Origin of the sequence: Streptomyces antioxidans (genome assembly GCF_000968685.2) — a bacterium.
Taxonomy (GTDB): domain Bacteria; phylum Actinomycetota; class Actinomycetes; order Streptomycetales; family Streptomycetaceae; genus Streptomyces; species Streptomyces antioxidans.
In genome coordinates this window covers 52,286-74,187 of the sequence record NZ_LAKD02000088.1, presented here as the reverse complement: position 1 = coordinate 74,187, position 21,902 = coordinate 52,286, and the positions used below count along the sequence as shown (strand labels likewise).

21 protein-coding genes and 1 pseudogene are annotated in these 21,902 nt (G+C 73.0%); 5 read left to right on the top strand and 17 right to left on the bottom strand.

The genetic code is table 11. The annotated features are described in order from the left end of the window. Nucleotides 1–150 precede the first annotated feature (150 nt). A pseudogene (locus VT50_RS28465) lies at nt 151–1,653 on the bottom strand (anthranilate synthase component I); the annotation flags it as partial. Nucleotides 1,654–1,716: 63 nt separating this feature from the next. After that, on the bottom strand, nt 1,717–2,130 hold the full coding sequence (gene hisI, locus VT50_RS28460) for a phosphoribosyl-AMP cyclohydrolase (RefSeq protein WP_046087890.1): 414 nt from the start codon (nt 2,128–2,130) through the stop codon (nt 1,717–1,719). 153 nt (nt 2,131–2,283) lie between these two features. Here hisI and VT50_RS28455 point away from each other — a divergent pair, with 153 nt between their 5' ends. Then, nucleotides 2,284–3,294: a hypothetical protein gene (locus tag VT50_RS28455; RefSeq protein WP_240529344.1), complete on the top strand. Its 1,011-nt coding sequence runs from the start codon at nt 2,284–2,286 to the stop codon at nt 3,292–3,294. Nucleotides 3,295–3,837: 543 nt separating this feature from the next. Beyond that, nucleotides 3,838–4,470 (top strand): TIGR03085 family metal-binding protein, encoded by a 633-nt coding sequence (locus VT50_RS28450; RefSeq protein ID WP_046089714.1) that lies wholly within the window; start codon nt 3,838–3,840, stop codon nt 4,468–4,470. 91 nt (nt 4,471–4,561) lie between these two features. On the opposite strand, the gene VT50_RS28445 is transcribed toward VT50_RS28450, so the two are convergent. The 6 genes from VT50_RS28445 to VT50_RS28420 all read right to left on the bottom strand — a co-directional run bounded on the left by VT50_RS28445 (nt 4,562) and on the right by VT50_RS28420 (nt 11,513). Next, the gene (locus VT50_RS28445) at nt 4,562–5,392 is read right to left on the bottom strand and encodes an endo alpha-1,4 polygalactosaminidase (RefSeq protein WP_078840950.1); all 831 of its coding nucleotides are present in this window, start codon (nt 5,390–5,392) and stop codon (nt 4,562–4,564) included. Between the two features lie 283 nt (nt 5,393–5,675). Further along, nucleotides 5,676–6,521, bottom strand: coding sequence for a polysaccharide deacetylase family protein (locus VT50_RS28440; protein WP_240529343.1), 846 nt, complete (start codon nt 6,519–6,521; stop codon nt 5,676–5,678). 115 nt (nt 6,522–6,636) lie between these two features. Then, nucleotides 6,637–7,407 carry an SDR family oxidoreductase gene (locus VT50_RS28435; RefSeq protein WP_046089712.1) on the bottom strand — a complete coding sequence of 257 codons (771 nt, stop codon included), beginning with the start codon at nt 7,405–7,407 and terminating at the stop codon, nt 6,637–6,639. Nucleotides 7,408–7,524: 117 nt separating this feature from the next. After that, nucleotides 7,525–9,591, bottom strand: coding sequence for an iron ABC transporter permease (locus tag VT50_RS28430; RefSeq protein ID WP_079343917.1), 2,067 nt, complete (start codon nt 9,589–9,591; stop codon nt 7,525–7,527). Between the two features lie 54 nt (nt 9,592–9,645). Continuing rightward, nucleotides 9,646–10,629: an ABC transporter substrate-binding protein gene (locus VT50_RS28425; protein ID WP_046089896.1), complete on the bottom strand. Its 984-nt coding sequence runs from the start codon at nt 10,627–10,629 to the stop codon at nt 9,646–9,648. Beyond that, the gene (locus tag VT50_RS28420) at nt 10,626–11,513 is read right to left on the bottom strand and encodes an ABC transporter ATP-binding protein (RefSeq protein WP_046089895.1); all 888 of its coding nucleotides are present in this window, start codon (nt 11,511–11,513) and stop codon (nt 10,626–10,628) included. Before VT50_RS28420 ends, VT50_RS28425 begins: the two co-directional genes overlap by 4 nt. A 107-nt stretch (nt 11,514–11,620) precedes the next feature. Here VT50_RS28420 and VT50_RS28415 point away from each other — a divergent pair, with 107 nt between their 5' ends. Then, a complete protein-coding gene (locus VT50_RS28415) occupies nt 11,621–12,091 on the top strand; it encodes an OsmC family protein (RefSeq protein WP_046089894.1) in 471 nt (156 codons plus the stop codon). 20 nt (nt 12,092–12,111) lie between these two features. On the opposite strand, the gene VT50_RS28410 is transcribed toward VT50_RS28415, so the two are convergent. Then, a complete protein-coding gene (locus VT50_RS28410; RefSeq protein ID WP_046089898.1) occupies nt 12,112–13,239 on the bottom strand; it encodes an alkene reductase in 1,128 nt (375 codons plus the stop codon). A gap of 107 nt (nt 13,240–13,346) precedes the next feature. Between VT50_RS28410 and VT50_RS28405 the strand changes: the two genes are divergently transcribed. Then, nucleotides 13,347–13,712 carry a MerR family transcriptional regulator gene (locus tag VT50_RS28405; protein ID WP_046089893.1) on the top strand — a complete coding sequence of 122 codons (366 nt, stop codon included), beginning with the start codon at nt 13,347–13,349 and terminating at the stop codon, nt 13,710–13,712. A 279-nt stretch (nt 13,713–13,991) separates the two neighbouring features. Here the strand turns inward: VT50_RS28405 and hisF are convergent, their stop codons facing one another. The 8 genes from hisF to hisD form a co-directional block, all read right to left on the bottom strand. Continuing rightward, a complete protein-coding gene (gene hisF, locus VT50_RS28400) occupies nt 13,992–14,762 on the bottom strand; it encodes an imidazole glycerol phosphate synthase subunit HisF (RefSeq protein WP_079343916.1) in 771 nt (256 codons plus the stop codon). Continuing rightward, complete coding sequence (locus tag VT50_RS28395) at nt 14,759–15,169, bottom strand: Rid family hydrolase (RefSeq protein ID WP_046091102.1); 411 nt, start codon at nt 15,167–15,169, stop codon at nt 14,759–14,761. Before VT50_RS28395 ends, hisF begins: the two co-directional genes overlap by 4 nt. Beyond that, nucleotides 15,166–15,897 carry a bifunctional 1-(5-phosphoribosyl)-5-((5-phosphoribosylamino)methylideneamino)imidazole-4-carboxamide isomerase/phosphoribosylanthranilate isomerase PriA gene (gene priA, locus VT50_RS28390; RefSeq protein ID WP_079343915.1) on the bottom strand — a complete coding sequence of 244 codons (732 nt, stop codon included), beginning with the start codon at nt 15,895–15,897 and terminating at the stop codon, nt 15,166–15,168. The genes VT50_RS28395 and priA overlap by 4 nt, the downstream gene beginning before the upstream one ends. A 53-nt stretch (nt 15,898–15,950) precedes the next feature. Next, on the bottom strand, nt 15,951–16,595 hold the full coding sequence (hisH, locus tag VT50_RS28385) for an imidazole glycerol phosphate synthase subunit HisH (RefSeq protein ID WP_079343914.1): 645 nt from the start codon (nt 16,593–16,595) through the stop codon (nt 15,951–15,953). Continuing rightward, nucleotides 16,586–16,750, bottom strand: a complete 165-nt coding sequence (locus VT50_RS39755; RefSeq protein ID WP_046090985.1) for a hypothetical protein — start codon at nt 16,748–16,750, stop codon at nt 16,586–16,588. Before VT50_RS39755 ends, hisH begins: the two co-directional genes overlap by 10 nt. Before the next feature lie 265 nt (nt 16,751–17,015). Further along, nucleotides 17,016–17,609 (bottom strand): imidazoleglycerol-phosphate dehydratase HisB, encoded by a 594-nt coding sequence (hisB, locus tag VT50_RS28380; RefSeq protein WP_014059975.1) that lies wholly within the window; start codon nt 17,607–17,609, stop codon nt 17,016–17,018. Further along, nucleotides 17,606–18,724 carry a histidinol-phosphate transaminase gene (locus tag VT50_RS28375; RefSeq protein ID WP_079343913.1) on the bottom strand — a complete coding sequence of 373 codons (1,119 nt, stop codon included), beginning with the start codon at nt 18,722–18,724 and terminating at the stop codon, nt 17,606–17,608. Before VT50_RS28375 ends, hisB begins: the two co-directional genes overlap by 4 nt. After that, nucleotides 18,721–20,046: a histidinol dehydrogenase gene (gene hisD, locus VT50_RS28370; RefSeq protein WP_079343912.1), complete on the bottom strand. Its 1,326-nt coding sequence runs from the start codon at nt 20,044–20,046 to the stop codon at nt 18,721–18,723. The genes VT50_RS28375 and hisD overlap by 4 nt, the downstream gene beginning before the upstream one ends. 156 nt (nt 20,047–20,202) lie before the next feature. Between hisD and VT50_RS28365 the strand changes: the two genes are divergently transcribed. Continuing rightward, the gene (locus tag VT50_RS28365; RefSeq protein ID WP_079343911.1) at nt 20,203–21,798 is read left to right on the top strand and encodes an oxidoreductase; all 1,596 of its coding nucleotides are present in this window, start codon (nt 20,203–20,205) and stop codon (nt 21,796–21,798) included. The last annotated feature ends 104 nt before the right edge of the window (nt 21,799–21,902 follow it).

Sequence of the window (21,902 nt, the reverse complement as noted above, 5' to 3'; positions counted from 1 at the left end):
TGGGACCTACCGGGAAGTACCGGCTACCGGAAACCATGGGGTGTCCGGGCGCGAGATCCGCGGCTCCGCCTCATGGCAGTGGCTCCCGGCAGCGGCTCCGCCCCTGGGCTCCGGGGTTCGGGGCGTAGCCCCGAGCAGCCGTCGTACCCCCTACCGCCCCAGGCGCCCCGCCGCATGCACCGCCCGCAGCACCGCGGCCGCCTTGTTGCGGCACTCCGCGTCCTCGGCCACCGGATCGGAGTCGGCGACGATCCCGGCGCCCGCCTGGACGTACGCCGTGCCCTCGCGCAGCAGCGCGGTGCGGATGGCGATCGCGGTGTCGGAGTCGCCCGCGAAGTCGAGATAGCCGACACAGCCGCCGTACAGCCCGCGGCGGCTCGGCTCCAGCTCCTCGATGATCTGGAGCGCCCGCGGCTTGGGGGCGCCGGAGAGGGTGCCCGCGGGGAAGCAGGCCGTGAGCACGTCGAAGGCCGTACGGCCTTCGGCGAGGCTGCCGGTGACGGTCGAGACGATGTGCATGACATGGCTGTAGCGCTCGATCGACATGAAGTCGACGACTTCCACACTGCCCGGCTCGCAGACCCGCCCGAGGTCATTGCGCCCGAGGTCGACGAGCATCAGGTGCTCGGCCCGCTCCTTGGGGTCGGCGAGCAGTTCCTCGGCGAGCGCCGCGTCCTCCTGCGGGGTCGCCCCGCGGGGGCGGGTGCCGGCGATGGGGTGCAGCATCGCCCGGCCGTCCTCGACCTTGACCAGCGCCTCCGGGCTGGAGCCCACCACATCGAAGCCCTCGAACCGGAAGAGGTACATATAGGGGCTCGGATTGGTGGCGCGCAGCACCCGGTAGACATCGAGGGCGCTGGCCGGGCACGACGTCTCGAACCGCTGCGAGGGCACGACCTGGAACGCCTCGCCCGCGCGGATGCGCTCCTTGATGTCGTCCACCGCTTCCATGAAGTCCTCGCCGCCCCACGGAGCGGTGTACTCGGGCAGCTCGGAGTCGGGCAGCGCGGCCGGGTCGGTCGCGACGGGGCGGACCAGGTCGGCGGCCATCGCGTCGAGCCGGGCCACGGCGTCCGCGTACGCCTCGTCCACCCCCGTGTCGAGGTCGTTGTGGTTGATCGCGTTGGCGATCAGCAGCACGGTGCCGTCCCAGTGGTCAAGCACCGCGAGGTCCGAGGTGAGCAGCATGGTCAGCTCGGGCAGGCGCAGATCGTCCCGGCCGTGCTCGCCGACCTTCTCCAGGCGGCGGACGATGTCGTAGCCGAGGTAGCCGACCATGCCACCGGTGAACGGCGGCAGCTGGACCAGTCCGCCGAGGTCGCGGGGGGTGTGCAGGGCCTCGACGGTGGCGCGCAGCGCCTGGAGGGGATCGCCGTCGGTGGGGACGCCGACCGGCGGGGTGCCCAGCCAGTGGGTGCGGCCGTCGCGTTCGGTGAGGGTGGCGGCGCTGCGGACGCCGATGAAGGAGTAGCGGGACCAGGAACGGCCGTTCTCGGCGGATTCGAGGAGGAAGGTGCCGGGTCGCTCGGCGGCCAGCTTGCGGTAGAGGCCCACGGGGGTGTCGCCGTCCGCGAGCAGCTTGCGGCTGACGGGGATGACGCGGCGGTCGGCCGCCAGCTTGCGGAAGGTCTCGAGATCCATCGTGACAGCGTCCTGGGTCTGGGGCCGGGTAACCCGGCGGGGCGTGGTCGGGGTGGTGGCCGGTCTACGGGCGATCTACGGGACGGTCCGCGGGGCGTGCTGCGGGCCGGTCTGTGTGCCGGTCTGCGGGCCGAGCGGGAGCTCGTCGGCGTCGAAGCAGGTGCGGTCGCCGGTGTGGCAGGCGGCGCCGACCTGGTCGACCTTGACCAGGACGGTGTCGGCGTCGCAGTCGAGCGCGACGGACTTGACCAGCTGGACATGGCCGGAAGTGTCGCCCTTGACCCAGTACTCCTGGCGGCTGCGGCTCCAGTAGGTGCAGCGGCCGGTGGTGAGGGTGCGGTGCAGCGCCTCGTCGTCCATCCAGCCGAGCATCAGCACCTCACCGGTGTCGTACTGCTGGGCGATGGCGGGGAGCAGGCCGTCGGCCCCGCGCCTGAGGCGGGCGGCGAGGGCCGGGTCGAGGGCGGAGGGGCGGTCGGAGCCGGTCATGCGACCATTCTGCACGTCCGGAGGGGGGTCCCCGCGAATAGTCTCCGCCGGGACGGGGCGGACGCGGGCCGGGCGGGGAGACCGGGCCGGAAAACCGGCCGGTAGGCCGGGCCCGATGGACGGATTGTCAGTGGAATGGGGCATGCTTCGGGCATGACGTTTCCGCCGCCGTCGAATGACCCCAACCGGCCTGGAAACGGCGGGGGGTTCGGTCCACCGCCGCAGCCGCAGCAACAACCACCACCGCAGCCGCAGCCCGCACAGCCGCAGCAGCCCCCGCAGGCGCAGCAACCCGGGCAGCCCCCGCAGGCCCCGCAGCAGGGCTTCGGGCCGCCGCCCTCGGCGGACGCGCCCGGGCAGCAGGGCGGCGGTTTCGGTCCGCCCGCCCCACCGGCCCTGCTGCCCGGCGGACCGCCCCCGGGCGCGCTGCCGCCGGGGCCCATACCCCCGGGGGCGCTGCCGCCCCCTCCGCCGCCGCCCGGCACCGGCGGCTCCCGGACCACGGCGGTCGTCATCGCGGCGGTGGTCGCCGTGGCGGTGGTCATCGGCGCGATCGTCATCGGGACGAAGGACGACGGCGGCAAGAAGACGTCGGCCGGTGGGGATCCGTCCGCCTCGGCCTCGGACCGCCCCCTCTCCTCGCCCTCGGACGCCGAGTCGTCCGCCGCCCCGGCGGGCTCGGAGGACCCCGGCGAGGGTGCGCCGCTGGGCGGCGGGAGCGATGCCCCCGACGACGGGGATCCGGGCGCCTCGGATTCGGCGGCCCCGGACGCGTCGGAGTCCGGCGCGCCCGGTGACAAGGTGCCGTATGTGGTGCTCGACCCCGGCAAGTGCTTCGACCACCCGGCGATGGACAGCAGCGTCACCAAGGTCGAGAAGCGGTCCTGCGACGGCCCGCACGATGGCGAGGTGATCGCCAACGAGACGCTGAGCGGCGACTTCTCCACCGAGAAGGCGATTCAGACGAAGGCGCTCGCACTGTGTGAGACGGATGCCAAGAAGCGGCTCAAGAGCATCCCCAACGACGGCCGGATGTATTACTACTACGCGCTGTACCCGGCGCTGGCCACGTACTCCGTCCAGGGGGAGGACCAGGTCTCCTGCGCGCTCACACTGAGCGCTGGGCAGGACGGCAAGAAGCTGGGCAAGCCGCTGCCGGGGTAGCCGCGCCGCCGCCCCTGTCCCCCACCCCGCCCCTCCCCAAAACCGGCACTCCGCCCCGGACCCCGGGGCCAGGGGCTGCGCCTCAGCCAGGGGACCGGGGCTCCGCCCCAGACCCCCGGCCGGGGCTGCCCCCAGACCCCAGACCAACGGCTGCGCCCCCGGGCCCCGGGCCGGGGCTCCGCCCCAGACCCCCAGCGGGGGCTCTGCCCCCAACCCCGGGCAGGGGTCCCCGTCCCGTACCCCGGACCAGGGGGCTCTGCCCCGTACCCCCGGACTGGGACGCAGCCCCAGGCTCCGGGCCGTGGACCCCGCCCCAGCCCTCGCGCGGGGCCGCGCCCCAAGCCCCAGATCAGGGGCCGCGCCCCGGGCCCCGGACCCGGAGGTTCACCTCAAACTCCAGGCCGGGGCTCCGGGGGGCCAGGGGCGGAGCCCCTGGCACGTGGTCGAGGCGTGGGCCTCGTGGGGCGCGGGGGGAGTCGATGCGTGGGGCGCGGAGGGGTGGTTCTCGTGGCAGGGTGCGGATGCCGGTCGTAGGGTGGGCGTATGTCCACTCACGCGAAGCGCGAACGGCTGCTTCTCGCCGACCTCTTGGACGGTGCGGGCCCTGGGGCCCCGACGCTGTGCGAGGGCTGGAGCACCCGCGATCTGGCGGCCCATCTGGTGGTCCGTGAGCGCCGCCCAGACGCGGCGGCCGGGGTGCTGGTCAAGCCGCTGGCCGCGCGGCTGGCCCGGGTACAGGAGGAGTTCGCGGCGCGGCCGTACGAGGAGCTGCTCCAGCTGTTCCGCACCGGTCCGCCGCGGATGTCCCCGTTCGCGCTGAAGCAGGTGGACGAGGCGGCCAACGGCTTCGAGTTCTACGTCCACGCCGAGGATGTGCGCCGCGCCCGGCCGGACTGGACGCCGCGCGAGCTGGACCCGGTCTTCGCCGACGCGCTGTGGTCCCGCATCGAGCGCGGCGCCCGGATCTTCGGCCGCCGCTCCCCCGTCGGCCTGGTGCTGCGGCGTCCGGACGGCCGTACGGCGGTGGCCCACCGCGGCACCCCGGTCGTCACGGTCACCGGCGAACCGGGCGAGCTGGCGCTCTTCCTCACCGGCCGCCAGGAGTCCGCCCGGGTCGAGCTGGAGGGCGACAAGGAGGCCGTGGCCGCGGCGCACGAGGCCAACCTGGGCATCTGAACCCCGGCAGCCCCCGCTGAGCGTCCGCTCAGTGTAAGCACGTCCCCGCCCCCCAACGTGGACGGGGACGGGGACGGCTTGAGGGGAGCTCCTAGCAGGTCTCGCGTGCGTAGCCCTCGGCGCCCGCGGGCGAGACGCCCTCGTCCCGCCGGACGACGCTCAGCCGGTCGCCCCACCCCTCGCACGCCTTGGCGAAGCCCTCGTCGCCGTACTCGACCACCACCACACGGTCGTCGTACGCCTCGGCGAACTCACCGCACTCGTCGTACTCGCCGCACTCCTCGGCCACCGCGAAGTCCAGCCCGGCCGCCTCCCGGTCGGGCAGGAGCTCCGCGGTGTTCTTCTGCGCGATGGCCAGCCCCTGGGCGTGGGCGTGCTCCGACAGCAGGGCCATGAACGCCTTGGCGTGGGCGGTGGTCAGCAGCTTCTTGGAACGTTCGTAGCTGTCGTAGTTGTCGGGCTCGACGGCGTCGAAGCCCTTGGCGGCGCAGCCGTCGATCCACCCGTCGACCTTGTCCGCCACCCGCTCGCGCTTCTCGCCCGTACGGAGGTCGAGCAGCGGTTCCTTCCACTTGGTGTCGATGACGAGGTCGCCGTTGCCGTCGCGCAGCAGCAGGTCGTCCGGCCACTGGTCGCGCTCGCCCGGCTGGACCTGGAAGGCGTTGACGTAGCAGATGTTGTACAGCCCGTCCGCCGGGGAGTCCCCGCGGTCGCGGCTGACGATGTCGACTCCCTCCGGCGGGGTGTACGCCCCGCCGATCTGGTAGTCGAAGCCACCGTGGACGGGCGGCAGCGCCACTTCGGACGCGCTGGCTCCCGAGGACATGGACACGGTCACGGCGGCGGCCGCCGCCGCGGCGGCCGTGACCACCGACGCGAGGGCCCAGCGGCGGCGAAGACGTGCGGCATGGCTGGCTGGCATGAAAGCTCCAACACTCGCGGGTAGCGTCCCCGCCTCGGATGGCGTCCGCCGTCCTGGCGACTGTGTCCGGGCTCGGGACCGGCACCGGGTCCCCTACCGGCTGGGCGCACCTCTCGCGCGGCACGGGGCAGGTACACCGTGCGGCTGCTGCGATCAAAGCGGGCCCCGGCAACGGCGTCAAGTCGTCCGTACGGCGCTGGACCAGACGGCGTCACATCGGCCGCCCTCCCTGGACCACGCGGCATCACGTCGGCCGTACCGCGCTGGACCACGCGGCGTCACATCAGCCGCCCCCGGACCAGATCCGCTGGAGCGGCCGGTAGTCGATCACCACGATGCCCTCCTCCGCCAGCAGTTCACGGGCCCGGGCCGAGGTCAGGAACGCGTGGTCGCCGTGGCGCACCCGCCATCCGCCGCCGGGCTCGGCGGCCCGCGACCGTGCGTCGTCCAGCCCGGGGTGGACCGCCCACTCGCTGAGCCCGGGCGGCAGGGCGCGCAGCAGCTCGGCGTAGCGGGCCGCCTTGCCGTCGGTGTCGAGGGCGAAGCTGTCCAGGAAGTCATGGTCGGTGACCGGCAGCCCGCGCCCGCGCGCCGTCCGGCGCCCGCCGTCGAGCCAGACCCGCGCCGCCAGCCCGTACTCCCCCGCCAGCGCCAAGGTCAGCTCGAAGACGTCCTTACGGCCGCCGTCGGCCAGACAGTGCCAGTCCAGGTGAGTCGGCGTCAGCCCCGCGTCGGCCACGGCCTCGATCTGGGCCCGGAACTCCCGCTCGACCTCCTCCGGGCGCGCCCGCGCGAGCAGTTCCTCCCGCCGGGCGGCGGTGAGGAGCTCGCCCCGCTCGTCCAGCAGCGACGCCACCGTCCCCTTCGCGCTCAGGGGCCCCCACCGGAGGTGGTCCGCGTCGCGGACGAGCGTGAGGTGGATGCCGAACGGGATGCCCGGCCGCGCCCGCAGCGTCCGCAGGGCCTGCGGCGCCCCCGGGCACGGCACCATCAGACTGCAGGAGCTCGCGATCCCCTCCTCGATCGCGTCGATGACGGCGGCGTTGACCGACTCGTGCATCCCGAGGTCATCGCAGTTGACGATGAGCACCCGCGCATCGGGCGGGAATCCGAGCAGCTGACTCGACATGGCTCCATCCATGTGCTCAGTGTGAGCCGCCGTCAGCGATCGCCCTACGGGTTTTCCGCCCGCCTCCCCTCCTGGACCGCCCGCGCCCCTTCAACGGCCCGCCCCCGCACGGCACTTACTGGGCGCTCGCGGCCGGGCGCACCACGATCTCGTTCACATCGACCTCGGGCGGCTGACCGATGGCGTACGCGATGGCGTCGGCGATCGCGGAGGCGGGGACGGCCACCGAGCGGTAGGTCTTCATGGCCTCACGGGCGCCCGGGTCGGAGATGGACTCGGCCAGCTCGGACTCGGTCACGCCCGGCGAGACCAGGCTGACCCGGATGTCCCCCGCCGACTCCTGGCGCAGCCCCTCCGAGATGGCGCGCACGGCGAACTTGGTGGCGCAGTACACCGCGGCAGTGGGCGACACCTCGTACGCGCCCACCGAGGCGATGTTCACGACATGGCCGCCGCCCTGCTCCCGCATCACCGGCAGGGCCGCGGCGATGCCGTACAGCACACCGCGCACATTCACATCGAGCATCCGGTCCCACTCGTCGACCTTCAGCGCCCCGAGCGGCGAAAGGGGCATCACCCCGGCGTTGTTGACCAGCACGTCCACCCGCCCGAACCGCTCCCGGGCGGCCGCCACGAAGGCCCGCGCGTCATCGGCCGCGGTGACGTCCAGCCGCTGGTACGCCGCGCTGCCGCCCTCGGCGGTGATCTCCGCGGCGAGCTCCCCCAGCCGCTCGGTCCGCCGCGCCCCCAGCCAGACCCGGTGCCCCTCGGCGGCGAGCCGACGCGCGGTGGCCGCCCCGATCCCGCTGCTGGCCCCGGTGATGAGTACGACCTTGCCGGTCCCGGTCCCGGTTCCGGTTCCGGTCGTGGCGTTCGTGGGGTTCATGGCGGTATCCCTTTCCTTCCTGGTGCAGCTCTGTCCTGACCCCATTGAGTCTGCGCAGGTCAGAGCCCCCGTACCAGGACGCGCCACTCCTGGGTGTGGCGCTCCTCCGCAACGCGGCTACCGCCGTGCCCGCACCAGAAGGCGCAGGAAGTACGGCGTGCCGATCACCGCCGTCATCAGCCCCGCGCCCAGCTGGGCGGGCGCGATCACCGTGCGGCCGAGCAGATCGGCCGTGCACACCAGCGCGGCGCCGAGGAGTACGGCGACCGGCACCACCCGTACGTGCCGTCGGCCCGCCAGTGCGCGCGCCGCGTGCGGCGCCACCAGGCCCACGAAGCCGATGGTGCCCGCCGAGCCGACGGCGGTCGCGCTGAGCAGGACGCTCATCACCAGGAAGCCGAGTCTGGCCCGGGACAGCCGCAGCCCGAGCAGGCGCGGGGTGTCCCCGTCGAGGGATACGAGGTCCAGTTCGGTGCGCGCGGTGGCGGCGACGGCGAGGCCCAGCGCCAGCGTGAGCGCGACGGGCAGCACGTCCGGCATGGTCCGCCCGTACGTCGAACCGGACAGCCAGGTCAGCGCCTTCGTGGCGTTGAACGGGTCGGTGAGCACGATGAGCAGGCTGGTCAGCGCGGTCGTCCCGGCGGCCACTCCGACGCCGACGAGGACCAGCCGGTTCTGCTGGTAACCGCCCCGGGCCGTGAGCCCGAAGACGACCACGGCGGCCACGGCGGCGCCCGCGAACGCGGCACCCGCGACGCTCCAGGAACCGGCGGCGGGAACCGTGGTGACGAGCAGTACGGCGCCCAGCGCGGCTCCGCCGGAGACGCCCAGGGTGCCCGGCTCCGCGAGCGGATTGCGGGTCACGGCCTGCACCAGCGTGCCCGCGAGGGCGAGCGCCGCGCCCGCGCACAGGGCGGCGAGCACCCGGGGCACCCGGGTGTCCAGGACGAACGAGACGGCCCGACCGGCCCGGCCCTGCGCCCAGTTCGCGACATCGCCGAGCAGCAGCTTGCTGTCACCCAGCAGGACACCGGCCACCGTGACGCCGATGGCCACCGTAAGGATGACGGCCACCGTGACCAGGAACGCCGTCCGGCTGGGGATGCGCGTCCGGTCGGGCGCGTCGGCCGCGGCCGTATCCCGCAGCCGCAGGGCCATCACCACCAGGAACACGGCGCCGACCAGGCTGGTGACGACCCCGGTGGGCACCGCGACCGCCGTATCGGCGGGGACGAGTGCCCGCAGCAGCACATCCGAACCGAGCACCAGCCCGGCACCGGCCAGACCGGCCACGGGCAGGGCCGTACGGGCGCGGACGAGGCCCCGGAACCGGCGGGCCAGCGGGCGCACCAGGGCCGGTGCGCACAGCCCGGCGAAGCCGATGGGCCCGGCGAGCGTGACGGCCACCGCGGACAGCAGCGCCGCCAGCACCACCGCCGTGACCCGGGTGGTGCGGACCGGGACGCCCAGCCCGCGCGCGGCGTCGTCGCCCAGGGCGAGCGCGTCGACCCGGCGGGCGGTGAGCAGCAGGCCGAAGAGTCCGGCCAGCGCGACGGGCAGCATCTGGAGGACGCCGTCGAAGCCGTTCTGGCTGATGCTGCCCTGGTTCCACTGGTACAGGCCCTCCGTCTGCTCGGGGAACAGCAGCAGCAGGCCCTGCGTCACCGAGTTCAGGCCCAGCGCCAGCGCGGTGCCGGTGAGGACCAGCCGTACGGTGCCCATGCCGAGGCCGGACAGGGCGAGCACGACGGACGCCGCCAGCAGCCCGCCCGCGAAGGCCACGCCGGAGGAGGCGAGCATCGGCAGCGAGACGCCGGTGGTCCCCGCGATGCCGAGCGCCAGGTACGAACCGGCGTTCACCGCGAGGGTGTCGGGCGAGGCGAGCGCGTTGCGGCTGACGGCCTGGAGCACGGCTCCGGCAACGCCGAGGACGACGCCGACCAGCACGCCCGCGGCCATCCGCGGCAGCCGGGAGGCGATCACGACGGACGCGTCATCCGGATCGGCCCGCCCGGTCAGGGCCTTGAGCACCTCGGCCGGTCCGGCGGCGGCGGTGCCCTGGGTGATGTCGGCGACGGCGAGCGCCACGACCAGGAGGACGAGCACGGCCGCCACCACGGCCGCGCCCGACCGGGACGCGGCCGCCGGCGGACGGGTGTCGGGGGTGGTCGCGGTGACGGCCATGGCGTGCGCTACTTCCTCACTCGGTCAGCGGTTCCTCACTTCGTCAGCGCTTCCTCATGGGGTCAGCGCGTCGACGACGGCGTCGATGTACGCCTCCATCGAGCCGGGGCCGCCGAACATCCAGATGCCGTCGGGCAGCCGGTGCACATCGCCCGCCGTCACGAAAGGCAGGGACTTCCACACGGCGTTCTTCGCCAGGGCGCCGGTGAAGGGGTTGCTGCTCTTGTCGCCGTCGCTGCCTATGTAGCCGAACTGGACGCCCTTCGGCAGCCCGGTGAGCCCTTCGACGTCGGTGGAGCCGAGGCCGTAGCTCGCGTCGCCCTTGACCTTCCAGGCGTTCTTCAGGCCGATCCGCTCATTGACGGCACCGATGAGCGAGCCGCTGGTGTACGGGCGCAGGGAGACCTGGTTGGAGGTGACATAGCCGTCGGCGAAGGCGATCCGCGTACCGTCGAGGCCCGCGTCGGCGAGGGCCTTCTTGCCCTCGGCGACCTTGTCCCCGAAATCCTCGCGGGCGGTCTTCGCCCGGTCGGTGGTGCCGGTGGCCTCGGCGATGAGGTCGAGGTTCTTCAGCATCCGCCCGATCTGGTCGGAGGCGTCGGCGGACTTCACCTCCAGCACCGGGGCGACCTTGCGCAGCTGCTTCACGGCGGCGGGCGCCAGGTCGGTGGTCGCGAGGATGAGGTCGGGCGAGAGCGAGGCGATGGTGTCCATGCTCGGCTCACCGCGGGTGCCGATGTCCTTCGGCTCGCCCTTCAGCGGGACGGCGGTGTCCCAGGTCTTGTAGCCCTTGACGTCGGCGACGCCGATGGGGTCGACGCCGAGCGTGAGGAGGGTTTCGGTGACGTTCCACTCGGTGGTGACGACCTTGGTGGCCGGGCCGTCGAGCTTGACCTTCGCGCCGCTGGCGTCGGTGAGGCTGATGGCGCCCGAGGACTTCGCGGAGCCGTCGGCGGCGGGTTCGGTGGTGCCGCACGCGGCCAGGGTGAGCGCCGCGGCGGCGAGGGCGGCCGCGGTGGTGAGCGGGAGACGTCTCATGAGGTGGTGCCGAGCCTTTCGCCGATGGTTCCGCGCGTGCTGCGGGGGCCGCGCGCGTGGTGGCGGCCGATCGCGCGGGTGCGCGGGCGGCCGGTCAGGGGGTCGGTGTCGACCTCGATCCGGATGCCGTAGACCGCGGTCAGCCGTTCCGGCGTCAGGACCTCCTCGGACCGGCCGTCGGCGACGATCCGGCCCGCCTGGAGGAGGGTGATCCGGTCGGCGACGGCCGCCGCCTGGTCCAGGTCGTGCAGGACGACGCCGACGGCGATGCCGTGGTCGTCCGCCAGGTCGCGGACGAGGTCGAGGAGTTCGACCTGGTAGCGCAGGTCGAGGTAGGTCGTCGGCTCGTCCAGCAGCAGTACACCGGTCTCCTGGGCGAGGCACCCGGCGAGCCATACCCGCTGGGTCTGGCCGCCGGACAGGTGGTCGACGGGGCGCTCGGCGAGGTCCGTGACGCCGGTCAGGGCGAGCGCCCGGTCGACCGCGTCCGCCGCGTCCGGATCCGGGCGCCCGAAGCGGCCCCGGTACGGGTAGCGGCCGAACTCCACGACGTCCCGTACGGTCAGTCCGCCGGGGGTGGGGCGGCCCTGGGTCAGCAGGGCCACGTGCCGCGCGAACTCACGGGTGGTCAGGGCGAGACCGTCGGTGTCGGCGTCGATCCTCAAGCCCGCGCGGCGGGCCCGCTGCAGCCGGGCGATCGCCCGCAGGAGCGTGGACTTCCCGCTGCCGTTGGGGCCGACCAGAGCGGTCACCTCACCGGGCCGTAGCGCGATCGCGGCGTCGTGCACGACGTCCACGCCGTCGTACGCCACGGTCACCCCCGTGGCCGACAGCTCATGACCGCGCAGGCGTGGGCTTACGGCCGCTTCCTCACCAGATCTCACACGGCGAAGGTTAGCCTAACCTAAATAGTGCTCGGCAGGGGCCTCCCCACGGCGGCCCTATAGTCGCTTCCACCTTCCGACCCTGTGATGAGGGGAGCGCGCGGACGATGGGCCGACAGCACACCTACCGCACCACGGTCCGGTGGACCGGCAACTCCGGTTCGGGGACGAGCGGTTACCGGGACTACGGGCGGTCGCACGACATCCTCGGCGAGGGGAAGCCGACCCTGCGGGGCAGCGCCGATCCCGCGTTCCTGGGGGATCCGGAGCGCTGGAACCCGGAGGAGTTCCTGCTGGCCTCGCTCTCGCAGTGCCACATGCTGACCTACCTCTCCGTATGCGCCCGGGACGGGGTGCGGGTCACGGCGTACGAGGACGTCGCCGCCGGGGTCATGGAGGAGACGGCCGGGCACGGCGGGCGCTTCACCGAGGTGGTGCTCAACCCGGTGGTCACCGTCGTGGACGAGTCGATGCTGGAGCGGGCGCGTTCGGCGCACCGGGACGCGCATGAGATGTGCTTCATCGCCAACTCGGTGAACTTCCCCGTCCGCCACGAGCCCGCCGTCCGGGTCGGCTGAGCTCAGGCCGTCGGCTGGGCTCAGACCGTCGCCTCAGCGCAGGCCGTCGCCAGCGTGGGGTAGTCCGTGTAACCGGTCTCGCCGCCCACGTACATCAGATACGCGTCCCGGATGGGGTTGAGCGGGGCACCGGCGCGCAGGCGGGCCACCAGATCGGGGTTGGCCAGGAAGGTGCGGCCGAGTGCGATCAGGTCGGCGCCCCCGGCCAGCAGCGCCCCGGCCTGGCGCATGCCGCCGTCGGCGGGGACACCGTCGCCCGGCAGCGACGGGTTGGCGATCAGCGTGGCCGGCCAGGAGGCGCGGAGCTCCCGGAAGAGGGGCTGGTCCGGCCGGGCGCGGACGATGTGCAGATAGGTGAGGCCGGTGTCCGCGAGCTCCTTGATGAGCGCGGGGTAGAGGGCGTCGGTGTCACCCTCCTCGATGCCGTTGACGGTGGATCCGGGCGAGATGCGCAGACCCACCCGCTCGGGGCCGATCGCGTCGGCGACGGCGTGGACCACCTCGGCCACGAACCGGATGCGCCCGGCCACCGAGCCGCCGTAGGGGTCGGTGCGGCGGTTGGTGCCCTGGGCCAGGAACTGGTGGAGGAGGTAGCCGTTGGCGGCGTGCACCTCGACTCCGGCGAAGCCCGCGTCGATCGCGTTGCGCGCGGCGGCGGCGAAGTCGGCGACGGTGGAACGGATCTCCTCGAGCGTCATCTCGCGCGGCACGACGGCCTGCTGGTGGCCGTTCGGTGTGAAGATCGTCTCCAGGAGCGGGACCGGCGAGGGCGCCACCGGCGTCAGCCCGCTGTTGTACGGGTGGCCGACCCGCCCGCCGTGCTGCAGCTGCAGGAACATCCGGCCGCCCGCCGCGCGCACCGCGTCGGTCACCCGCCGCCATCCGGCCACCTGCGCCGCGTTGTGGATCGCGGCGATGTCCGGGTAGGTCTGCCCCACCGCGTTGGGCGTGGCGGCCTCGGCGACGATCAGCCCGGCCGTGGCGCGCTGGGCGTAGTAGGTGGCCATGATCGGCAGGGGCACGCCGTCGGCGGCGGCGCGGTTACGGGTCATGGGCGCCATGACCAGGCGGTTGGGGAGGTCGAGGGGGCCGAGCCGGACGGGCTCGAAGAGGCCGGGTATCTGGGGTGGGTGCGGTGTGTGCGTCATGCGGGTACGGTAAAACTTGCCATCCATGTCAGATTCAAGATGTCACCTCCGAGGATGTCCTCTTCGGTCCGGACCGGCAGACGAGGTGAGGTGAGGTGAGGTGGGGAATGCGGATCGGTGAACTGGCGCGGCGCACCGGCGTCAGCGGGCGCTCGCTGCGCTACTACGAGAAGCAGGGCCTGATGACGGCCGAGCGCACCCCGGGCGGCCACCGCGAGTACGGGGAGGGCGCGGTGGACCGCGTCATCCGCATCCAGGAGCTCTTCGCCGCGGGCCTCTGCAGCGAGAAGATCGCCCAGCTGCTCCCCTGCATGCGGGACTCGGACGGCGGCCCGTCGCGAACGGCCAACGGACAACTGGTCTCCGACCTGACGGTGGAGCGGGAGCGCATCGACCACATGATCGCGGACCTGCTCCGCTCCCGTGAGGTCCTGGACGAGGTGATCGAGGCGGCGTCGGCCCCGTCCGAGTGACCGGGCCCCAGGAGCGCCCGGCGGACCGCGCCGCCTGCGGCGGGCTGCTCCCCTCCCCACCCACACCTGGGGCGCCTCCGCGCCCGGGAGCCCGGGGGCACAACCCCCACCCGAGGACCGGGGCGGCACCCAAGGTTCCGGGACGGGGGCGAAGCCCCACACCGGGGGCCGGGGCGGAGCCCCGGGACGGGGTCGGGGGCGGAGCCCCAGTTACGGGAAGGGGCGGGGTGGGGGACAGCACGCTGCAGGCACCCCACCCCCACGCCGCGCGGCAGCGGCTTAGCGGACCGGGTGGCCCGCGCCCCGTAGGGCGGCCTTCACCTCGCCGATCCTCAGGTCGCCGAAGTGGAAGACGGAGGCCGCGAGGACCGCGTCGGCCCCGGCGGCGATCGCCGGGGCGAAGTCGGCCGCCTTGCCGGCGCCGCCGCTGGCGATCACCGGGATGGTGACGTGCTTGCGGACGGCCTCGATCATGGCCGTGTCGTAGCCGTCCTTGGTGCCGTCCGCGTCCATGGAGTTCAGCAGGATCTCCCCGGCGCCCAGCTCCGCCGCCCGGTGGGCCCATTCGACGGCGTCGATGCCGGTGCCGCGGCGGCCGCCGTGGGTGGTCACCTCGTAGCCGGACGGGGTGACCGTGCCCTCCCCGCAGCGGCGGGCGTCGACCGAGAGGACGAGCACCTGGCTGCCGAAGCGCTCGGCGATCTCGCGGATGAGCTCGGGGCGGGCGATGGCGGCGGTGTTGACGCCGACCTTGTCCGCCCCGGCGCGCAGCAGCCTGTCGACGTCCTCCGGGGTGCGGACGCCGCCGCCGACCGTCAGCGGGATGAAGACCTGCTCGGCGGTGCGGCGGACCACGTCATAGGTGGTCTCGCGGTCGCCCGAGGAGGCGGTGATGTCGAGGAAGGTCAGCTCGTCCGCGCCCTCCTCGCCGTAGATCTTGGCCATCTCGACCGGGTCGCCCGCGTCGCGCAGATTCTGGAAGTTGACGCCCTTGACGACCCGGCCGTTGTCCACGTCCAGGCAGGGGATGACTCGGACCGCCAGGGTCATGACCGCCGCACTCCTCGGAATGCTTCCAGCTCGACTTCCACCAGGACCCGCGAATCGACGAAGCCGGACACCACGACCAGCGTCGCGGCGGGGCGCACGGCGTCGAAGAGCTCCTTGTGGGCGCGGCCCACCTCGTCCACGTCGCGGGCGTGGGTGATGTACATACGGGTGCGCACCACCGCCTCGACGCCGAGGTCGAACTTCTCCAGCGCGTCCAGCGCATGGCGGAAGGCCGCGAGCGTCTGCTCGTACGGATCCCCCTCGCCCTCCAGGACACCGCGCTCAGCGAGCGGCATCGTCCCGGCGACCAGCACCAGGTCACCGGCCTCAACGGCCCGGGCGAACCCGATGGTCTGCTCCCAGGGACTCTCGGTCTGGACCCGTCGCCCGATCTCGGGTGAGGTCATACGGCCACCGCCTCCAACGCCTCTTCCAAGGTGAACGCCTTGGCGTAGAGCGCCTTGCCCACGATGGCGCCCTCGACACCTTCCGGTACCAGGGTCGCAAGGGCACGCAGGTCGTCAAGCGAGGAAACGCCGCCGGAGGCGACGACGGGCCGGTCGGTCGCGGCGCAGACATCGCGCAGCAGCTGCAGGTTGGGGCCCTGGAGGGTGCCGTCCTTGGCGATGTCGGTGACGACGTAGCGGGCACAGCCCTCGGAGTCCAGGCGGGCCAGCGTCTCGTACAGATCGCCGCCGTCCCGGGTCCAGCCCCGGCCGCGCAGCGTGGTGCCGCGCACATCGAGGCCCACCGCGATCAGGTCGCCGTGCTCGGCGATGACCTTGGCGACCCACTCGGGGGTCTCCAGCGCGGCCGTGCCGAGGTTCACCCGGGCGCAGCCGGTGGCCAGGGCGGCGGCCAGCGAGGCGTCGTCGCGGATCCCGCCGGACAGCTCGACCTTGAGGTCCATCGCGCGGGCCACCTCGGCGATCCGCGCGCGGTTGTCCCCGGTGCCGAAGGCGGCGTCGAGGTCCACCAGGTGGAGCCATTCGGCGCCCGCCCGCTGCCAGGCCAGGGCGGCCTCCATCGGGTCGCCGTACGACGTCTCGGAGCCGGACTCGCCGTGGACGAGGCGGACGGCCTGGCCGTCGCGTACATCGACGGCCGGGAGGAGTTCGAGGCGGTGCGTGCGCATGCGGACAACCTTCGGTGGGAGCGTACGGGCGGTGGGAGCTGACGCGGGGCCGGTCAGAGCGTGTCGAGCCAGTTGCGGAGCAGCCGCGCCCCGGCGTCGCCGGACTTCTCGGGGTGGAACTGGGTGGCCCACAGCGGGCCGTTCTCGACGGCGGCGACGAACGGCTCGCCGTGGGTGGACCAGGTGACCTTGGGGGCGGGGATATGCGGGTTGGTGGCCTCCAGCTCCCAGGTGCGGACCGCGTAGGAGTGGACGAAGTAGTACCGCTCGCCCGCGTCCAGGCCCGCGAAGAGCCGGGAGTCGCCGGGCGCCTCGACCGTGTTCCAGCCCATGTGGGGGACGACGGGGGCGCGCAGCGGCTCGACCGTGCCGGGCCACTCGTCCAGGCCCTCGGCCTCGACGCCGTGCTCGATGCCGCGCCCGAAGAGGATCTGCATGCCGACGCAGATGCCCATGACCGGACGGCCGCCGGACAGCCGGCGCCCCACGATCCAGTCGCCGCGCGCCGCGCGCAGCCCCTTCATGCAGGCGGCGAAGGCGCCGACCCCGGGGACGAGGAGGCCGTCGGCGGCCATGGCCCTGTCGTAGTCACGGGTGATCTCGACCTGGGCGCCGGCGTGGGCGAGGGCCCGCTCGGCGGACCGGACGTTGCCGAATCCATAGTCCAGGACAACAACGCTCTTGTTGCTCAATTCCATACCTCAAGCCGCAGGACCCCGGCGAGCAGCGCCATCGTGGCGCCGACCCCGAGCAGCGTGATGACGCTCTTGGACATGCCCTGCTTGACGAAGGAGATGACCCCCCCGAGCAGGAACAGTCCCAGCAGGATGAACACGGTCGACAGGCCGTTCACGCAGCTACCTCGTTCGCTTCTCCGCCCGCGCGGCGAAAACGCGGGTCCACTGCCGTCTGCGGCCCGGCAGCCGCGCGTGCGACGCTCACCACCGCCCCGTTCGCTTCTCCGCCCACGCGGCGAAAACGCGGGTCCACTGCCGTCCGCGGCCCGGCAGCCGCGCGTGCGACGCTCACCACCGCCCCGTTCGCTTCTCCGCCCACGCGGCGAAAACGCGGGTCCACTGCCGTCCGCGGCCCGGCAGCCGCGCGTGCGACGCTCACAGTCAGAGTGCGCCCTTCGTGGAGGGGAGGATCCCGGCGGCGCGGGGGTCGCGCTCGCTGGCGTAGCGCAGGGCCCGCGCCAGGGCCTTGAACTGGCACTCCACGATGTGGTGGGCGTTGCGCCCGTAGGGCACGTGGACATGCAGGGCGATCTGCGCCTGGGCCACGAAGGACTCCAGGATGTGCCGGGTCATCGTGGTGTCGTAGGTGCCGATCATCGGGGCGATGTTCTCCGGCTCGGTGTGCACCAGGTACGGGCGGCCGGAGAGGTCGACGGTCACCTGGGCCAGCGACTCGTCCAGCGGCACCGTGCAGTTGCCGAAGCGGTAGATGCCCACCTTGTCGCCGAGCGCCTGCTTGAAGGCGGCGCCCAGCGCGAGGGCGGTGTCCTCGATGGTGTGGTGGGTGTCGATGTGCAGGTCGCCCTCGGTCTTGACGGTGAGGTCGAAGAGGCCGTGGCGGCCGAGCTGGTCGAGCATGTGGTCGTAGAAGCCGACCCCTGTCGACACATCGACCTGGCCGGTGCCGTCGAGGTCGATCTCGACGACGACGGAGGTCTCCTTGGTGGTGCGCTCCACGCGTCCCACGCGGGTCATGCGCTCGTCTCCTTCATCAGCTCGCGTACCGCGTCGAGGAACGCGTCGTTCTCGGCCGGGGTTCCCGCGGTGACCCGCAGCCATCCCGGTACGCCGTTGTCCCGGACCAGGACGCCCCGGTCCAGCAGGCCCCGCCACGCCGCGTGGGCGTCCTCGAAGCGGCCGAACTGGACGAAGTTGGCGTCGGAGTCCGTCACCTCGCAGCCGATGGTGCGCAGCTCGCTCACCAGCCGGTCGCGCTCGGCCTTGAGCGCCTCGACGTACCCCAGCAGCGTATCGGTGTGCTCCAGGGCGGCCAGCGCGGTGACCTGGGTGACGGCGGACAGGTGGTACGGCAGCCGGACCAGCTGGACGGCGTCGACGACCGCCGGGTCGGCGGCGAGGTAGCCGAGCCGCAGCCCGGCCGCGCCGAACGCCTTGGACATGGTCCGCGACAGCACAAGACGCGGCCGCCCCTCGATCAGCGGCAGCAGCGACGGACGGTGGCTGAACTCCCCGTACGCCTCGTCCACGACGACGAGCGCCCCGGCGGTGTCCGCCCTGGCGTCCTGGGCCGCGTCGTGCAGCGCCAGCACCGTCTCGGCGGCGACCGCCGTCCCCGTCGGATTGTTCGGCGAGGTGATGAAGACGACATCGGGGCGGTGCTCGGCGATGGCCTTACGGGCCTCATCGACATCGATGGTGAAATCGGCGTTCCGCGGACCGGAAATCCAGCCGGTGCCGGTGCCACGGGAGATCAGCGCGTGCATCGAGTACGAGGGCTCGAAGCCGATCGCGGTGCGCCCCGGGCCGCCAAAGGTCTGCAGCAGCTGCTGGAGCACCTCGTTGGACCCGTTGGCCGCCCAGACCTGGTCGGCGCCGACCTCGAGACCGGCCGTACGACTGAGGTAGCGGGCCAGCCCGGTGCGCAGCTCGACCGCGTCCCGGTCCGGATAGCGGTTGAGGTTGCGGGCCGCCTCGGCGACCCGCTCGGCGATCCGGGCGACCAGCGGCTCGGGCAGTGGGTAGGGGTTCTCGTTGGTGTTCAGCCGTACGGGCACGTCCAGCTGCGGAGCGCCGTACGGGGACTTGCCACGGAGCTCGTCCCGGATCGGGAGATCGTCAATGCCGGTCACTTGCTCAGTGGCACCTTCCAGTCGAACCTTGCCTTCACCGCGGCGCCGTGGGCGGGCAGGTCCTCCGCCTCGGCCAGCGTCACCACATGGCCGGCGATCTCGGCCAGCGCGTCCCGGGTGTAGTCCACCACATGGATGCCGCGCAGGAACGACTGCACGGACAGCCCGGAGGAGTGACAGGCGCAGCCGCCGGTGGGCAGCACGTGGTTGGAGCCCGCCGCGTAGTCACCGAGCGACACCGGCGCGTACGCCCCGACGAAGATCGCCCCGGCGTTGCGCACCCGGGCCGCGACGGCCGCCGCGTCCTCGGTCTGGATCTCCAGGTGCTCGGCCGCGTACGCGTCGACGACGGCCAGGCCCTGCTCCAGGCCGTCGACCAGCACGATCCCGGACTGCCGCCCGGCCAGCGCGGGACCGATCCGGTCCGCGACATGCCTGGTGGTCGCCACCTGGACCTCGAGCTCCTTCTCGACCGCGGTGGCCAGCTCCTCGGAGTCGGTGACCAGCACGGACGCGGCCAGCGGATCGTGCTCGGCCTGGCTGATCAGGTCGGCGGCGACATGCACCGGGTCGGCGGTGGCGTCGGCGAGGATGGCGATCTCGGTCGGCCCGGCCTCGGCGTCGATGCCGATCCGGCCCTTGAGCAGCCGCTTGGCCGCCGCAACCCAGATGTTGCCGGGCCCGGTCACCATCGCGACCGGACGGCAGTCCTCGGTGCCGTGGGCGAACATGGCCACGGCCTGGGCGCCGCCCGCCGCGTACACCTCGTCCACGCCCAGCAGCGCGCACGCCGCGAGGATGGTGGGGTGCGGCAGCCCGTCGAACTCCGCCTGCGGCGGGGAGGCCACGGCCATCGAGGCGACCCCGGCCTCCTGCGCGGGCACCACGTTCATCACCACGGACGAGGGGTAGACCGAGCGCCCGCCCGGTACGTACAGCCCGACGCGCTCGACCGGCACCCAGCGCTCGGTGACGGTGCCGCCCGGCACCACCCGGGTGGTGTGGTCGGTGCGCCGCTGGTCGCGGTGGACCAGCCGGGCCCGCCGGATGGACTCCTCCAGGGCCGCGCGCACGGCCGGGTCCAGCTCGGCGAGGGCGCTCTCCAGCGCCTCCGCGGGGACCCGCACCCGCTCTATGGTGACGCCGTCGAACCGATGGGCGTAGTCGATCAGCGCAGCGGTACCGCGATGGCGCACGTCGTCGCAGATGGACCGCACCTTCTCCAGGGCGGCCTCGACGTCGAGCTCGGCACGGGGCAGCAGGTCGCGGTCGATCCCGCCCTCCGGGAAGGCGGCACCGCGCAGATCGATACGGGAGATCACGCGATCAATTGTCTCAGACCCGCCACGGGGCCCCTCCCCCCGTATCAGCCAGTGATACGGACCCCCTAAGTTGACCCTGACCGTTGGCGTTCAACCGGTTACTCAGCGGGAATGTGCTCCGTACGGGGACACGGAGAATCAGGAGGGGACACGGCTGTGACCGAGCCGCACGATGGCGACCCACCCCCGGGCCTCGATCTGACCACCGCCGAATGGGGCATGTGGCAGGCGTTCCGCAATGGCAGCACCCATGATCTGCGCACCTCCCACCCCCAGCGGAACGACCCCTCAGGACCGTACGCCTGGGGCCCGGAGCGCAGTGTCCGCGCACGGGTCGTGGCCCTCCTGCTGCTGGACGGGCCGCCCGCGCAGCCGGGCCGGGTCTCAGCGCTCAAGCTCAACGGGGTGCACATCACCGGCACGCTCGATCTGGCCGGCGGAAACATCGAGCCCTATGTGGAGCTCAAGAACTGCCGCTTCGAGCGGGAGGTGCTGCTCCCCGAGGCGCAGTTCACCACCCTGCGCCTGGTCGGCTGCGCCCTCCCCCGGCTGGAGGCGGCCCGGCTGCGCACCGAGGGCGATCTGCATCTGCCGCGCTGTGTGGTCGAGCACGGCATCCGGCTCACCGACGCCCATATCGGCACCGATTTACTGCTCAACCAGCTCATTGTGCGCCGCGACCGCCGGGGCATGTCGATCAGCGCCGACGGGCTGAGCGTCGCCCAGGACTTCCAGGCCGACATGATCGAGTCGTACGGCGAGCTGAGCCTGCGCGGGGCGCAGATCGGGGTGTCGCTCAGCCTGCGCGGCAGCCGGCTGCGCAACCCTTACGGCCGCCGCGCGCTCAACGCGCCGCAGCTGACCGTGGAGCGCAGCCTCTACCTCACCGCGGGCGGGGTGAGCACCTACTCCAGCGGCTCCACCCCGCCGTACGGCACCGCCTCCACCCCCACCCGGGGCACCCGGATCCAGCGCTTCGAATGCGAGGGCGGGATCCGGCTGGACGACGGGCGGATCGGCGACGCGATCGACTTCGACCAGGCCCGCTTCATCATGGAGAACGACCAGGAGCTGTCGCTGCGCCGGGTCCAGACGCCCGAGCTGCGCTTCCTCGGGGAGCGGCCGCAGCGGGGGCGGGTGATCCTCTCCGGCGCCCGGGTGGTCAACCTCGTCGACAAGTCGGTGAGCTGGCCGGGGCCCGGCGGACTGACCATGGCCGGGTTCACCTATGAGTGCCTGATCCCGCGCGGCCACTTCCCGCTGGCCCGGCGGCTGGAGTGGGTGGCCGCCGCCACGCCCGAGTACGCGCCCGAGCCGTACGAGATGCTGGCCAACACGATGCGGGCCAGCGGCGAGGACGCCGACGCGCGCGAGGTGCAGCTCGCCAAGCAGCGGCGCCGCAGGGAGACGCTGCCGCTCGCGGGGAAGGTGTGGGGCTATCTCCAGGACTGGACGGTGGCCTACGGCTACCGCCCGGGCCGGGCGGCGGTGTGGATGGCGGTGCTGTGGGCGGTCGGCTCGGTGTTCTTCGCCCACAACCGGCCGGAGGCGCTGAAGCCGGATGAATCGCCGCACTGGAACGCCTCGCTGTACACGCTCGACCTGCTGATCCCGGTCATCGACCTGGGCATGGACGGCTACTGGAAGCCCCAGGGCCCGGTCCAGTGGGCGACCATCGTCATGATCCTGCTGGGCTGGGTGCTCGCCACCGCGGTCGCCGCGGGCGCGTCCCGGCTGCTGCGGCGGCAGTGACGGCTTCTGGCGGTGCGGACGGCTTCTGCGGCGGGGGACGGCTTCTGCGGCGGGGTGCGGGTGATGGCTTCTGCGGTGCGGGGGACGGCCGTTCCGCGGCCGGT